At 48.2% G+C, this 15061-nt stretch carries 11 protein-coding genes; 2 read left to right on the forward strand and 9 right to left on the reverse strand.

The features are described 5' to 3' along the window. Nucleotides 1-57: 57 nt before the first annotated feature. A complete protein-coding gene (locus AB5903_RS13815) occupies nt 58-2370 on the reverse strand; it encodes a BamA/TamA family outer membrane protein (RefSeq protein ID WP_368117949.1) in 2313 nt (770 codons plus the stop codon). Nucleotides 2371-2449: 79 nt separating this feature from the next. Between AB5903_RS13815 and AB5903_RS13820 the strand changes: the two genes are divergently transcribed. Next, nucleotides 2450-3211 carry an RNA methyltransferase gene (locus AB5903_RS13820; RefSeq protein WP_005654122.1) on the forward strand — a complete coding sequence of 254 codons (762 nt, stop codon included), beginning with the start codon at nt 2450-2452 and terminating at the stop codon, nt 3209-3211. Here the strand turns inward: AB5903_RS13820 and AB5903_RS13825 are convergent. The 6 genes from AB5903_RS13825 to AB5903_RS13850 all read right to left on the reverse strand — a co-directional run bounded on the left by AB5903_RS13825 (nt 3162) and on the right by AB5903_RS13850 (nt 10679). Next, on the reverse strand, nt 3162-3500 hold the full coding sequence (locus AB5903_RS13825; RefSeq protein WP_368117950.1) for a hypothetical protein: 339 nt from the start codon (nt 3498-3500) through the stop codon (nt 3162-3164). The two genes, AB5903_RS13820 and AB5903_RS13825, sit on opposite strands and share 50 nt — an antisense overlap. Further along, nucleotides 3497-4441, reverse strand: coding sequence for a DUF4296 domain-containing protein (locus tag AB5903_RS13830; protein ID WP_005654121.1), 945 nt, complete (start codon nt 4439-4441; stop codon nt 3497-3499). Before AB5903_RS13830 ends, AB5903_RS13825 begins: the two co-directional genes overlap by 4 nt. Then, the gene (locus tag AB5903_RS13835; protein ID WP_005654120.1) at nt 4438-5067 is read right to left on the reverse strand and encodes a lipoprotein signal peptidase; all 630 of its coding nucleotides are present in this window, start codon (nt 5065-5067) and stop codon (nt 4438-4440) included. Before AB5903_RS13835 ends, AB5903_RS13830 begins: the two co-directional genes overlap by 4 nt. Before the next feature lie 2 nt (nt 5068-5069). Next, nucleotides 5070-5450 (reverse strand): TraR/DksA C4-type zinc finger protein, encoded by a 381-nt coding sequence (locus AB5903_RS13840; RefSeq protein ID WP_005654117.1) that lies wholly within the window; start codon nt 5448-5450, stop codon nt 5070-5072. A gap of 33 nt (nt 5451-5483) precedes the next feature. Then, nucleotides 5484-8972 carry an isoleucine--tRNA ligase gene (gene ileS, locus AB5903_RS13845; protein WP_005654116.1) on the reverse strand — a complete coding sequence of 1163 codons (3489 nt, stop codon included), beginning with the start codon at nt 8970-8972 and terminating at the stop codon, nt 5484-5486. 171 nt (nt 8973-9143) lie between these two features. Beyond that, nucleotides 9144-10679: a carbon-nitrogen hydrolase family protein gene (locus AB5903_RS13850; protein ID WP_005654113.1), complete on the reverse strand. Its 1536-nt coding sequence runs from the start codon at nt 10677-10679 to the stop codon at nt 9144-9146. A gap of 141 nt (nt 10680-10820) precedes the next feature. On the opposite strand from AB5903_RS13850, the gene AB5903_RS13855 reads away from it, so the two are divergent. Beyond that, on the forward strand, nt 10821-12014 hold the full coding sequence (locus AB5903_RS13855; protein ID WP_005654111.1) for an ectonucleotide pyrophosphatase/phosphodiesterase: 1194 nt from the start codon (nt 10821-10823) through the stop codon (nt 12012-12014). A 247-nt stretch (nt 12015-12261) separates the two neighbouring features. Here AB5903_RS13855 and xylE read toward each other — a convergent pair whose 3' ends face one another. Then, nucleotides 12262-13737 (reverse strand): D-xylose transporter XylE, encoded by a 1476-nt coding sequence (gene xylE, locus AB5903_RS13860; protein ID WP_005654110.1) that lies wholly within the window; start codon nt 13735-13737, stop codon nt 12262-12264. Between the two features lie 158 nt (nt 13738-13895). Continuing rightward, the coding region (gene xylA, locus AB5903_RS13865) for a xylose isomerase (protein WP_368117951.1) at nt 13896-15061 on the reverse strand (1166 nt) is incomplete at its 5' end.

Here is a 15061-nt window from a genome sequence, read left to right on the forward strand (position 1 = left end):
ATGTTCGTCAAAGAACCGCGCAGCCTTTAGTTTTTTCAGACGGATATCCGCTTGGCATCAGAATGGATATCCTACCGCAAAATGAAATGCAAAATCGCGGCTGAATTTAGGATGTATAATAGGGAAATGCTCCTTTTTAGTGTTATACACCGGATTGACAGCTTTCATACCACCGTCAAAGCGCAGGACAAAGAAGTCCAGATCCAACCGTAGGCCCAATCCGTAGGCTACGGCTATCTGCTTATAGAACTTATTGAATTCAAACTTCCCGCCCGGCTGGTCTTTGTAATCGCGCAAGGTCCAGATGTTGCCCGCATCCACAAAAATCGCTCCTCTGAACTTCCAGAAAAGGCGTGTGCGGTATTCGATACTTGCATCCAACTTAACATCTCCCGACTGATTCATGAAGTTTCCGTCACCGGGAAACACACCGGGGCCCAAATCACGTACCGACCAGCCGCGTACACTGTTTGCACCACCTGAGAAATAACGCTTTTCAAAAGGCACAATCGTTGCATTGCCGTAAGGAACGGCTATGCCGGCTCCCACATGGAATGCAATGGAATTGCGGTTGTCTATAACGATATTCTTGGCAAAATCGAAATCCCCTTTGACATATTGTGCGAATGGGATACTCAGCAATGAATACTCCCCGTCTTCATTCTTCTTCATGTTTGTCATTCTGGCAAAAGCATACAGAAGATTACCGGCAGACTCAAAATTAAAGCGAATAGAATATGAGTTGCCGATGATTGCATTATTCATCAGGGCTTGTCCTGCGCTATTGTATGTATAGCTGTATCCTGTGCGGACAATCAGGCGGTCGTCGTAGTTGTATTTTAAAATATAGTTCTGTTCGTTATTCAAATATTTGTCGCGGAACTCCTGCGAAATGGAAGGCATATACAGGTAGTTGATATCCAGCAAATCAATGCGATGCTGAGCACGCTGACGTTGCAATCCCCATTTGTAACTCCAATTGGCAGAAGCAATGATGCGTGAAAACTCCGGACGTATCTGATAATTATACTGTACGCCAAATTCCGTAGTAGCACGTATCTTCCTCCGGAAGTCGTTGGAAAGAAACGGAAAGAGAAACCGCGGAAAGTTGATCGTTGCTTCCGCCCCTAATTCCGTATAGTCCTCGTGGTTATATCCGCCTTGCAAGCCAGATACCGCTTCGTAAGCCCCCCGCAGCTTTATCATAAAAGTCTCGGAACCCTTGAACATATTCCGGTTCTGAAATGATACGGATGCGGCAGCTCCCAAGTCTCCTGCGGAGTTGGTTCCTTCCAATTCAAATGATACGGACTGGTATTTGCTCTTTGTCAGCATTACGTAGGCATTCAATTTGGCTGTATCGCCTACCTGCGTTTCAAAGAAACGGATATTGGTATATTTCAATGCCTGCAAACGTCCGAAATTGGAATAGGTACGTTGCACATCCGGTTCGTTGTACAAACTGCCCGGCACAATATTCAGATTATTAGTCAGCACCTTCGGGCGCAAATAAAGTTTATCCTTATAATATATGGGAAAACCCTTGTAATGTACGGAGTCGTTGATTTCTATGCTGCTCAAAGCAGATGATTCCAACACATTATAATCCGTTATAAAATTTACCTTGTTGATGTAGTACTGCCGATGATTTTGCGGGCTATCGTCATTGTGCTGCCGAAAAGGCGCCAGATGCATGGTTACATCCACCTGGTAGGTATTCCTCACCGTATCTGCCGTGTAAGAAATATATTCCTTATTGAATTTATAATATCCGTTACGAAGAAGATTGTCCGTAATGCGCTGACGTTCTGCATCCAAACGGTTTACATCGAAATACATTCCTTCCGTCAGATAAGTACCTGCCGAATCCTGCCGCATATATTCCCTGATTTTCCCGTCTCTGATATCGTATTTAAGAGAACGAATCTTATAAGGTTTTCCACTGGACACCTTATAGGTCAGCTTCAGCTTCTTCTTCTTTATTTGTATAACCGGCTCTACGGTGGCGCTCATATAGCCCATATTTTGTACGGCTTTTTTCATTTCCTCACCGGAGCGCTTCGTTTCTTCTTCCTTATAGATGACCGGAGCGTCCCCTATGCGCCGCAAAGTACGGTTTATCCAACGTGCAGAGTCTCTGCCCGACCAGTTATAGACATACAACTGTGTTTTTATCAGGCTGAACCATTTGGCATTCGGATTCTGGCGGACATACATCGATAGGCCTGAAGGCTTGATTTCCCTGTTGTCCGTCTGTATGCGCACCTCGTCCAACAAATATGAACCTTCCGGCACATATTTCGTGGCAGAACATGAAGCGAATAAGAGTACGGCGGTAGCAAATAGTGCGTAGCGAAAGCCTTTCTTCATACTAAGTTATTAATTGCGCATAAAATACTGCAAATATAGAAATAATCATGTACTTTTGCCAAATAAAACCGAACAACTTATGGCACTGAGCAAGAATCGCATTAAATATATCCGTTCACTGGAATTGAAAAAGAATCGCAAAGCCGATAAAGTATTCCTGGCAGAAGGCCCGAAACTGGTAGGAGATTTGCTGGGGCACTTCCGTTGCCGCTTCCTGATTGCAACTTCCGAATGGCTTTCCGCCCACAGGCATTTGGCTGTGGAAGATGTGACCGAAGTTTCCGAAGAGGAACTTTCGCGCGCCAGCCTGCTGAAAACTCCCCAACAGGTACTCGCCGTGTTCGAACAGCCGGACGAATCTGTGGATGTTTCCGTCATAAGCCGCTCCCTTTGCCTGGCATTGGACGATGTGCAGGACCCCGGCAATTTGGGAACAATCATCCGCCTTGCCGACTGGTTTGGAATCGAACATATCTTCTGTTCGCCCAACACGGTGGATGTCTACAATCCTAAAACCGTACAGGCTACCATGGGCGGCATCGCACGGGTGAAACTGCATTATATTTCCCTGCCCGAACTTATTGCTTCACTGGAAGACATACCGGTATACGGCACTTTCCTGGATGGAGAAAACATGTATACACAACCGCTTTCGGCGTACGGACTGATAGTAATGGGGAATGAGGGCAACGGCATAGGAGATGAAGTGAAACGGCTCATCAACCGGAAACTGTACATTCCCAATTATCCGGCAGAACGCGAAACTTCCGAATCTTTGAATGTTGCCATTGCTACCGCAGTAGTTTGTGCCGAGTTCCGGCGGCAGGCAGCAATGTTGTAGTGTCAAAATTAGGGAAATAGATAGGCATTAGTCCGCAACTTCCGTCAATAAAGGATGGCGGAGTTATTAATAAATTCCGAGAAGCGTTTGTCAAGGAGAAAATTGTGTCAGGTTCTTTCAACTCGTTTTGCGTTAAAAGAACGATTGCTCCCGGCAGCCATTCCACATTTTCTATCTCTTCGGTCAATGGAAATAAACGTACAACCATCCCCTCTTCCGTCTCTATCGCATATTGTTTGAGATAACCGTATGCGGGCAGGAATAAAAAATGTGAAGCGAAACGTTTCATTGTTTTTCAGTGGTTTGGCGCAATCTTGGACGCGGACGCCTTTCAGAGCGTTGACGGACAGTATCTTTCTCTTCACTCTGCCGCTTCAGTTCTGCCGGTTTGCCCGGAACGGGTTCTTTCTTCAGTTCTTTGTCGCCTGCCTCAAGGCTATCTGCCGGAGCCTTGAACAAGGTATCCTTTGCGTGGTAGCGCATCAGGCTGATGCGGTCTGCCAACACATCCCGTGTGGATTGCTGTGCAGGATAATAGATAAAGCCTCGTATTTCTTTTATTTCTCCCAATGTGTCGGCAAATAAAGAAATAGTCTCCGTGCCCGATTGCTTTACCTTGAGCATATCGTTCAGCGTATCTTTGGCATAAAGAACCTGCATTGCCATTAAAGGTGCGTGCAGACTGTCGGGTGTTCCGTTCAGGAAACGGAAACGGACTGTCCAACGCAGCGTATCTCTGTCCTTGAAATTGGTGTCCGAAGGAAGTGTGAAAGTCAGTTTGTTATCCATCGGAGTTCCGGTAAGATAACAGATGTGCCGGCCTCTCCATACGTCTATACTGTCGCCCGGAGAAGATTCTTTGGGCTTGTTGTCGCGCAAGGCTATTAAATGATTGATACCGTCCCTCTCGGCTTTCAACCGCTGGTTTACTTTTTCGTAGACTTTTGTAAGGGCATCCGGATGGCGGGCATACCACACCATGGAAGTATCGAAGTCGGCCTGGGTAATGCCGTGTTTCCTGTAAACCGATTCAATGTACAGCACACGCTTATAACTTTCGCTGTAAGGAACCTCCTCTCCCATTGCCTTTGCAATGTGGAAGTCATAAAGTACGTTTTCCATTTTGGCGTCCGATATAACCGTATCAGGTCTTTTAACCTGACATGCCGTCAGACCGAACGCCAGAAGGATTACGCTATAATACCATTGAATCCGTCTTTTCCTTTTCATGATTTCTTTATAACATGATAGGAATCATTCAAATACTTACTGTAGAAGAGCAACAGCGCTATGATACCGCAACTGATTGCCGCATCGGCAAAGTTGAAAATCGGGCTGAAGAAGATGAAATGGTCTCCACCTATGAACGGCATCCACGCAGGCCAGTTTGTTTCGATAATAGGGAAATAGAACATATCGACCACTTTACCGTAAAGCAGCGGAGCGTATCCGCCGCCTTCGGGCATAAAGGTTGCCAGTTGCGAATAGGTGCTTTCATTAAACAGCACTCCGTAGAATACGCTGTCGATGATATTGCCCAGCGCACCCGTCAGGATGAGCGAGACACAGACAATAAACCCTGTTTTCATTCCATGCTTTATGAACTTGTACAGGAACCAGCCTATCACTCCTACCGCAACGATTCGAAATGAAGTAAGGAACAATTTCCCGAATATCTCCAAACCAAAAGCCATACCGTTGTTTTCGGTAAAATAAATGTAAAACCAATCGGTGATGCGTATGCTCTCATGCCAATACATGTGCGTCTTTACAATCACCTTGATTACCTGATCGATAATCAATACCGAGAAAATAACGAGTAAGGCTATCCGCCCTTTCGTGAAAAAATTCTTCATCCTTATTTCTTGCCGTTGTTTTTAGCTTCGATGCTCAATGTAGCATGAGGCACTGCACGCAGACGTTCGGCAGGAATCAGCTTGCCTGTTTCGCGACAGATACCATACGTTTTGTTCTCGATGCGTACCAAAGCGGCCTGCAATCCTTGGATAAACTTCAACTGGCGTTGTGCCAGACGGGTCGTTTCTTCCTTGGACAAGGTGTTTGCCCCTTCTTCCAGCACTTTGTACGTTGGAGATGTGTCGTCGGTGTCATTACCGTCCGCACCTGTCAGGCTGGCTTTCAGCAACTCATAGTCGCGTTGCGCCAACTCCAACTTTTCCAGAATAATGGCGCGGAATTCTTCCAATTCCGCATCCGAGTATCTTGTCTTTTCTGCCATAACTTTACGTGTTTAATCGTTAGTATTAATAATTCATTCTTTCACAACGCTTACATACAGTCTGAAATCGTCGAATTCGAGTTCCGTTCCGCCTTCCACATTGTCCGTCAGCGTCAGTGATGTTCCTAAAACCTGGTTACAAATATAGTCTTTATATTCATTTACCGCATCATCCGTTTGCGGATTTTTTGATAATGTAATCTTTATTTTGTCCGTTATCTCAAAGCCGCTCGACTTGCGGATATTCTGGATACGGTTCACCAATTCGCGGGCAATACCCTCGCGGCGAAGTTCTTCGGTGATGGTAACTTCCAAAGCTACAGTCAGCTTGCCTTCATTGGCCACCAGCCATCCTGGAATGTCTTCACTGAAGATTTCCACATCGGATGTCTCGATTACGGCTTCCGCACCGTCCAGATTCAGCGTATAGGAACCGTTCTTTTCCAGCTCGGCAATGGCTTCCTGCGGCATTCCGGCAACGGCTGCGGCAACGGCTTTCATCTGCTTGCCGAATTTCGGGCCCAGCTTCTTGAAGTCGCACTTCACTTTCTTCACAAGCACACCGGCTGCACCGTCCACAAACTTGATTTCCTTTACGTTCACCTCGTTCATGATAAGTGCTTTTACGGCTTCGATGTGGGCGCGTTGCTCTTCGTCCACTACCGGAACCATGATGCACTGTAGCGGTTGGCGGACTTTGATGTTCACCTTACGGCGCAGCGCCAATACCATAGAAGTAACGTCCTGTGCCATTTGCATGCGTGCTTCCAGCTCCTTGTCTATCATCTCTTCCTTGCATTCGGGGAATTTTGCCAGATGAACGGAGACAACGTTGTCGCGTCCGGTAGCTGCCGTCAGGTCCGAATAGAGCATATCGGCATAGAACGGAGCAATAGGCGCCATCAGTTTGGCTACGGTTTCCAGACACGTATAGAGCGTTTGGAACGCGGACAGCTTATCCTGCGTCATGCCGCCGCCCCAGAAACGTTTACGGTTCAGGCGGACATACCAGTTGGAGAGATTGTCGTTCACGAAGTCCGAAATCAGTCGTCCGGCTTTGGTAGGCTCGTATTCGTTGTAGCAGTTATCCACATCCTTCACCAATGTGTTCAGCACGGAGATAATCCAGCGGTCTATTTCCGGACGTTCCGCCATGGGCACATCAGCTTCCTTGTATTCAAATCCGTCCACGTTGGCATAGAGGGCAAAGAAAGAATACGTATTATATAAGGTTCCGAAGAATTTGCGGCGCACCTCTTCCACTCCGTCTACATCGAATTTCAGGTTGTCCCACGGAGAAGAATTGGTAATCATGTACCAGCGCAAGGGGTCGGAACCGTATTTCTCGATGGTAGAGAACGGGTCTACGGCATTGCCCAAACGCTTGGACATCTTGTTGCCGTTCTTGTCGAGTACCAGACCGTTCGATATGACGGCTTTATAGGATATGCTGTCGAACACCATTGTGGCGATGGCATGCAGGGTAAAGAACCAGCCGCGTGTCTGGTCCACACCTTCTGCGATGAAATCGGCGGGATATACCTGGTGGCTGTCCAACAGTTCCTTGTTCTCGAACGGATAGTGTATCTGCGCATACGGCATGGAGCCGGAGTCGAACCATACGTCAATCAAATCCGATTCGCGCTTCATGGGTTTGCCGGCTTTGGAAACAAGGACAATATCATCTACATAAGGACGGTGAAGGTCTATCTTGTCGTAGTTTTCCTGCGTGTACACGCCCGGCTGGAAACCTTTGTCCTTATAAGGATTGGATGACATCAGTCCGGCGGCAACGGATTTCTCTATCTCGTTGTAAAGTTCCTCTACGGATTCGATACATTTTTCTTCGTCACCGTCTTCCGTGCGCCAGATAGGCAACGGAGTACCCCAGTAGCGCGAACGGCTCAGGTTCCAGTCGTTCAAGTTCTCCAGCCACTTGCCGAAGCGTCCCGTACCGGTACTTTCCGGTTTCCAGTTGATGGTCTTGTTCAACTCTATCATACGCTCCTTGCAGGCGGTACTACGGATAAACCAGCTATCCAACGGGTAGTACAACACCGGTTTGTCCGTACGCCAGCAATGCGGATAGTTGTGCACGTGCTTCTCTATCTTGAATGCCTGGTTGGCAGCCTTCATCATCATACATATATATATGTCGAGAGTCTCGGCGGCCTGAGCGGCTTTTTCGTCATACTTACCGTTGACGGTGAATTGCGGGTCGTAGGCATTCTTCACCCAGCGTCCCTGGTATTCTTTGTAGGCGTCTACATCGACACACTCTTTTACGAATCTTTCGTCCAGTTCGTCCAGCAGATAGAACTTACCGGTGAGGTCCACCATAGGACGGGTCTCGCCGCGCTTGTTAATCATGAACAGGGAAGGAATGCCTGCCGCACGGGCTACGAAAGCATCGTCCGCACCGAATGTGGGAGCGATGTGTACGATACCCGTACCGTCTTCCGTGGTTACATAATCGCCGAGGATTACACGGAAGCCTTTGTCGCTGACGCTCCAATTGCCGTCGTTGTCCACCTCTACCGGTTTCACCCACGGAATGAGTTGTTCGTATTCCATTCCTGCCAGGTCCGGACCTTTGTATTCGCCTACAATCTTGAACGGGATAAGCTTGTCTCCCGGCTTATAATCCTCTAATGCAAGCTCTTCCGCTTTTTTATTGAAGTGAGTATAGAGCAATGCTTTGGCAAGTACCACGGTCATCTTCTCGCCCGTATAGCCGTTGTAGGTCTGTACGGCCACGTAGTCTATTTTCGGGCCTACGCAGAGAGCGGTGTTCGAGGGCAGTGTCCACGGAGTCGTAGTCCATGCCAGGAAATAAGGAGTACCCCACTCCGCCATTTCGGGTTTCGGGTTCTTCATCTTGAACTGTCCCACTACGGTTGTATCCTTTACATCGCGGTAGCAACCGGGCTGGTTCAGCTCGTGCGAGCTCAAGCCTGTTCCCGCAGCCGGTGAATACGGCTGTATGGTATATCCTTTATAAAGGAGTCCTTTCTTGTGAAGTTGCTTCAACAGCCACCACAGCGTTTCGATGTAACGGTTGTCATAGGTGATGTAGGGATTCTGCATATCCACCCAATAACCCATTTTGTGGGTAAGGTCTTCCCACTCCTTAGTAAATTTCATTACATCCTTGCGGCAGGCGGCATTGTATTCGGCAACGGAAATAGTCTTGCCAATATCTTCTTTGGTGATGCCGAGCGCCTTTTCCACACCCAGTTCCACAGGAAGCCCGTGCGTGTCCCAGCCGGCTTTGCGCTTCACCTGGAAGCCCTTCATGGTTTTGTAGCGGCAGAAAATATCCTTAATGGAGCGCGCCATTACATGGTGAATACCCGGCATGCCATTGGCCGAGGGCGGTCCTTCGAAAAACACGAAAGAAGGACAACCTTCACGTTCTGTCATACTCTTGGCGAAAACCTGGTTTTCGTCCCATTTCTTCAACACTTCCTTGTTTATTTCCGAAAGGTCAAACTTTGAATATTCGGCAAACTTCTTACCCATCTTGATATTTACGATTTGACTATTTACGATTTACTATTTTTCCTGAAGATAGCCCGGAAAGGCTTTTCCGGTGCTTTCCTCTTTATTTTAAGGGTGCAAATTTACAAAAAAGTTAGAGAAAAGAGATTTTTGAGCGGATAATTTTAAGATGAGCCGCCCACGTCTCTCGCTTTACTTCTTCATTTTCACTTCATACAAGTCGTTTCTGCGATCTTTCAGGTTGCGGACGCTGCCATAGGTATGCAGTTCGTTGAGCAAGTCCAGATCCACATCGGACACCAGAATCATTTCGGTGTTCGGAGTTGCCTCGGCACGCTTTCCGTCGGTAGGGAAAGCGAAGTCGCAGGGGGTGAACACACCCGACTGGGCATACTGTATGTCCATGTTGTGTACACGGGGAAGGTTGCCCACACTGCCTGCTATGACCACAAAACACTCGTTTTCGATGGCGCGGGCATGGGCGCATACCTTAACGCGCGAATAGGCGTTCTGTGTGTCGGTAAGGAAAGGAACGAACAGTATCTGCATGCCCTGGTCTGCCATGATGCGCGAAAGTTCCGGGAACTCCACGTCATAACATATCAGCACACCGATTTTGGCGCAGTCCGTATCGAACGTCTGCAAGGATTTGCCGCCACTCAATCCCCAGCTCTTGATTTCGTCAGGAGTGACGTGTATCTTTTCGTACATTTCGTACGTTCCGTCGCGGCGACAAAGGAAACCTACGTTGTACAAACGTCCGTCCTCTTCCTTGATAAGCGGCATGCTGCCCGTAATGATATTGATGTTGTAGCTGATGGCCAGCTTCACAAACCGCTCTCTGATTTCGTTGGTGTAAGCCGCCAGTCCGCGGATGGCTTCCGACTCTCCCTCGTCATTGAATTTGGCCATCAGCGGCGCATTGAAGTATTCGGGGAAGAGAACGAAGTCGCTCTTGTAGTCGGAAACGGCATCTACGAAGAACTCCACTTGCTCGAACAAATCGTCCAGCGTCTTGTAAGTACGCATCTGCCACTGCACCAGACCGACGCGCACCGTCGTTTTCGGACTTACATACTCCTGTGTAGGTGCCTGGTAATAGATATTGTCCCATTGCAGCAGGCAGGCATAATGCTTGGATTCCTCATCGTTGGGAAGATAGTTGCGCATCACCTTGCGTACATGGAAGTCGTTGCTCAACTGGAACGTCAGCACCGGGTCGTATATCTCCTTCTGCTTTACCTTATCTATATATTCCTTAGGGCGCAACTGGTCGGCATACTTATGATAGTTGGGGATGCGCCCGCCGAACATGATGGCTTTCAAATTCAGTGTTTCGCAGATTTCCTTGCGGTATTCGTACATACGGCGTGCCAGGCGCAGTCCGCGGTATTGCGGATGGATAAACACTTCGATGCCGTAAAGGATATTTCCTTTGGGATTGTGCGTATTGAAAGTTTCCTTGCCCGTAACCTGGGCATAGGTGTGGTCGTTCTTCACATCGTCGTAATTCACGATAATGGAGAGTGCACACCCCACTATCTTTTCATCGACCACCGTTACAATCTGCCCTTCCGGAAAGATGCGGATGAGTTTCTCTATCTGCTTGTGCGTCCAGAAAACATCGCTTCCATCCGAATAAACGCGTGTGAATGATTGTGCCAACTGGTCGTAATCTTCTATCTGCAGGTTACGTATCTGTACCTTATTAATTTTAATTTCGTCCATAATTTTCGTGTTATACCTGAGTTTAAAACGGTGCAAAGTTACAGTTTTACTTATACATTAATCCCTATGGGATATGATTTTTTCCTACCTTTGCTGCCAAAACAACATTTATCTCTGTAAACGTTAAACATAGATTGAGACATGCAAAGATTTATTACACTGGCATTCAACACCTTGCTTTTGCTATCGCTGAATGCGGCAACTCCCGAAACACATTACACCGTTATTGTTTCACTCGACGGTTTTCGCTGGGACTATCCCGACATGTATAAGACTCCCAACCTGGACCGCATGGCGGCAGACGGGGTAAAGGCCGTGATGCTTCCCTCCTATCCTGCCTCTACGTTTCCCAATCACTATACGCTGGCCACGGGATTGGTTCCCGACCATCACGGCATAATCAACAATACTTTTTGGGATGTAAAGAACAGACGCCAGTATTCCATGGGCGACTCCGCCACCCGCAACAACCCGGAATACTATTTTGGGGAACCGATATGGATAACGGCTCAGAAACAAGGCATAAAAACCGGTAATATGTATTGGGTAGGCTCGGACATTGCGATTAAAAAGTCTCATCCCACTTATTACAGACCTTGGAACGCCAAGCCTTTTCTGACTTTTGAACAACGGATAGACACGGTGCTCACCTGGTTGCAAAAGCCCGAACCGGAGCGTCCCAGACTCATCATGCTATATTTTGAAGAGCCCGACGGAAGCGGGCATCACAACGGCCCGTGCAGTTTGCCTACCGGTGCGGTGGTCCAACACATGGACAGCCTTGTGGGGGTATTAAGAAAAAAGATAGAAGCTCTTCCTTTCGGCGGGGACATCAATCTTATCGTCACGTCGGACCACGGCATGACCGACATCAGTCCCGAACGGGTTGTCAACATAAACGATTATGTAAAACCGGAATGGTGCGAAGTGATAGACGGACGTACACCAACTTCCATATTCTCGAAACCGGAATACCGCGACTCTATCTGCAATGCTCTGAAAAAAGCGGCTCACATCCGTGTGTGGAAAAAAGAAGAGATTCCCGCCGAACTGCATTATGGCAGCAGCGACCGTATAGGCGATATCGTAGTGGCTCCGGAACTGGGCTGGCAGTTTACGGACGTGGCACGCGACACCAAAGGCGCTCACGGATATTTTCCCCAAAGCCCCGACATGCAGGTTATGTTTCGGGCCATCGGACCTGATTTCAAGAGAGGTTACATATCCGGAGGATTTGTGAATGTGGACATCTACCCGCTATTGTCGCATCTTCTGCAAATTGTTCCGGAAAAGACGGACGGACGGTTCGAACGGATAAAGGACATATTACGGTGACAAACAGTTTACTTATAATCAAACAGATACGTGTACCAATTTATTCCACGCTTTGGTACGAGCCGTACCTTAGTAAGGTACACGCCGTACCATTAGGTGAAAGTCGTCGTACCACCTAATGGTATGAGCCGTACCACCGGGTGGTAGGCACCAAAAGTCCGGGACTTCAGACACAAAAGGCTGTGCAATTTCTTTCAGATGAACTGCACAGCCTTTTATATTCTGCCAGATTGAAGTTCCTGCGGACTTATTTCTTTTTCTTCCAAAGTTTGGTCATATCTTCCAGCGTCTTGCCTTTCGTTTCGGGTACGAGCTTCCACACGAAGAGGGCGGCTGCCACGCAGATAATCCCATAAAGGGCATATGCAAACATATGGCCGAACTTATCGCCCATCTCCCCGAGACGCATATTGTACATCGGCAGGAAAGTAGACGAAACAATAAAGTTGAAAATCCATTGGAATGCCACCGCAATGGCTACCGCAGCGCCACGGATGGTGTTCGGGAAGATTTCGGCAATCAGTACCCAGCAGATAGGTCCCCAACTGAACATGAACGAAGCGCTGTAAACCATGATGCTGATAACGGATATTATTGCCGGCAGTCCGGTTACGACGTTGCACATAGCCACACCGAAAGCTCCTATCGCCATACCGACAGAGCCGGAAATAAGCAGCGGTTTGCGTCCCCATTTTTCAACCGTGAACACAGCCAGCAAGGTAAAGAGAATATTGACAACGCCCATGAGCACGGTTTGTACCATCGGATTGGCCATGCCCATCGTCTCGAATATGCGCGGAGCGAAATAAAGCACGGCATTGATGCCGACAGCCTGCTGGAATACGCTCAGCATGATACCGATAAAGATAACCATCCAACCGTAGGTAAAGAGTCTTTCTGTCTTTTCTTCGGTAGTTGCCTTGATTTCCGCAAGGATTACCTTTGCCTGAGAAGAGCCGTTGATACGGCTCAACACATTCAGCGCCCTTTCGTCCTTACCGCACATGGCAAGATAACGCGGCGTTTCCGGCACCAGCAACACCAATAGAGCAAACAGTCCGGCAGGAACGGCTTCGCTGACGAACATCAGACGCCACCCCGTCTCCGTGGTCCATGCGGCAGCTTCGGGATTCATTATCTGATTTACTCCGTTAACGAGGTCTATCACCGGATTGGCATGACTGCCCAGAATAAGGAAGTTGACAAAGTAAACTACCAACTGACCGAAGATAATGGCAAACTGATTCCACGATACCAGTGTTCCGCGAATGTTGCTCGGAGCGATTTCGGCAATGTACATCGGACAAATGGCGGAAGCCAGCCCCACACCTATACCGCCCAAGACACGGTAGAAATTGAAAGCCACCAGAAGAGAATAGGAAGGAACGCCATGTTCAAAGAACAGGAATTCGGGATAATAGGAACCCAGCGCCGACAAGAAGAACAGGATACCTGCCAAAAAGAGAGAGTTTTTGCGGCCCAATCCGGAAGCGAAAAAGCCGGAAACGGCGCTACCTATGATACAGCCTATCAATGCGCTGGATGATGTGATGCCGTGTATCGCGTCTGTGTATTCAAAATCGGCTCCCATGAAGAAAGCTTGAAGTCCCTTTTCTGCGCCGGAGATAACTGCCGTATCGTAGCCGAAAAGCAGACCGCCAATGACAGCCACGAGCACAATCGAAAAGAGATAGAGCTTGCTGCCTTTTTCTGTATAATTCATGATAATAGTGGTTAGGAGTTAGTGATGAGCGGTTAGTGATGAACGATTAGTGATGAGTGATTAATGGTCAGTAATTTAGTGATAATTGCTTATTCCCCATCTTTTATCACTAACCAATAATCGCTAATCACTCATCGCTAACCACTAACCGCTATTTATCAGCAATACATATTTACGATTGCTTCGTACAATTCTTGTTTGCCGCTGGTCTGTTTCGGTTCGCCGTTAGCTTTTGCGTAGGCTACGACATCTTCCAGTGTCAGCTTGCCTTCCTCGAATTCCTTACCCTTGCCGCTGTCGAAAGAAGCGTAGCGGTCGGCAAGCATCTTCTTGTAAGGAGACTCTTCGAGCAGTTTGGCTGCGCTTTCCAATGCACGTGCCATTACGTCCATACCTGCGATGTGAGCAATGAAGATGTCCTCAAGGTCGGTAGAGTTACGGCGTGTCTTGGCGTCGAAGTTTGTACCGCCGTCACCGAAGCCGCCGTTGCGGATAATTTGCATCATGGCTTGTGTCAGCTCGTAGTTGTCGATAGGGAACTGGTCTGTATCCCAGCCGTTCTGGTAGTCACCGCGGTTGGCATCGATAGAACCCAGCATACCGTTGTCTACTGCCACGGCAAGTTCGTGTTCGAAAGTATGGCCTGCCAGTGTGGCGTGGTTCACTTCGATGTTCACTTTGAAATCTTTATCCAAACCGTGGGCCTTCAGGAAGCCGACAACCGTTTCCGTGTCTGCGTCATATTGATGCTTGGTCGGTTCCATCGGCTTCGGCTCAATCAGGAACGTACCTTTGAAGCCGCGTGCACGGGCATAGTCGCGTGCAATGGTCAGCATCTGTGCAAGGTGTTCCTTTTCGCGCTTCTGGTCGGTATTCAGCAAAGACATATAGCCTTCGCGTCCACCCCAGAACACGTAGTTCGAACCGCCCAGTTCGATTGTTGCGTCAATGGCATTCTTGATTTGAACGGCAGCGCGGGCCACAACGTCAAAGTCGGGATTGGTGGCGGCACCGTTCATGTAACGTGCATGACCGAATACGTTGGCAGTACCCCACAACAGTTTGATACCTGTTTCCTCCTGCTTTTGCTTGGCGTATGCAACGATGGCTTTCAGGTTTGCTTCGTACTCTTCGATTGTATCGGCCTCGTCGCAAAGGTCAACATCGTGGAAGCAGTAATATTCGATGCCCATTTTCTGCATGAACTCGAAACCAGCATCCATTTTGTTCTTGGCAGCCTGCAGTTTATCGGCATCACCGTTCCAGGGGAAATGTTTCGTTCCGCCGCCGAACTGGTCACCACCCTCTGCACAGAGTGTATGCC

The sequence above is a fragment of the Bacteroides sp. 2201st1_D9_2201SCRN_220225 genome, assembly GCF_040928965.1.
Lineage (GTDB): Bacteria > Bacteroidota > Bacteroidia > Bacteroidales > Bacteroidaceae > Bacteroides > Bacteroides stercoris.

Bases quoted from the DNA above. Each gene is read 5' to 3' on its own strand.
- AB5903_RS13815 (WP_368117949.1), bottom strand. From the start codon at position 2,370: ATGAAGAAAGGCTTTCGCTACGCACTATTTGCTACCGCCGTACTCTTA.
- AB5903_RS13820 (WP_005654122.1), top strand. From the start codon at position 2,450: ATGGCACTGAGCAAGAATCGCATTAAATATATCCGTTCACTGGAATTG.
- AB5903_RS13825 (WP_368117950.1), bottom strand. From the start codon at position 3,500: ATGAAACGTTTCGCTTCACATTTTTTATTCCTGCCCGCATACGGTTAT.
- AB5903_RS13830 (WP_005654121.1), bottom strand. From the start codon at position 4,441: ATGAAAAGGAAAAGACGGATTCAATGGTATTATAGCGTAATCCTTCTG.
- AB5903_RS13835 (WP_005654120.1), bottom strand. From the start codon at position 5,067: ATGAAGAATTTTTTCACGAAAGGGCGGATAGCCTTACTCGTTATTTTC.
- AB5903_RS13840 (WP_005654117.1), bottom strand. From the start codon at position 5,450: ATGGCAGAAAAGACAAGATACTCGGATGCGGAATTGGAAGAATTCCGC.
- ileS (WP_005654116.1), bottom strand. From the start codon at position 8,972: ATGGGTAAGAAGTTTGCCGAATATTCAAAGTTTGACCTTTCGGAAATA.
- AB5903_RS13850 (WP_005654113.1), bottom strand. From the start codon at position 10,679: ATGGACGAAATTAAAATTAATAAGGTACAGATACGTAACCTGCAGATA.
- AB5903_RS13855 (WP_005654111.1), top strand. From the start codon at position 10,821: ATGCAAAGATTTATTACACTGGCATTCAACACCTTGCTTTTGCTATCG.
- xylE (WP_005654110.1), bottom strand. From the start codon at position 13,737: ATGAATTATACAGAAAAAGGCAGCAAGCTCTATCTCTTTTCGATTGTG.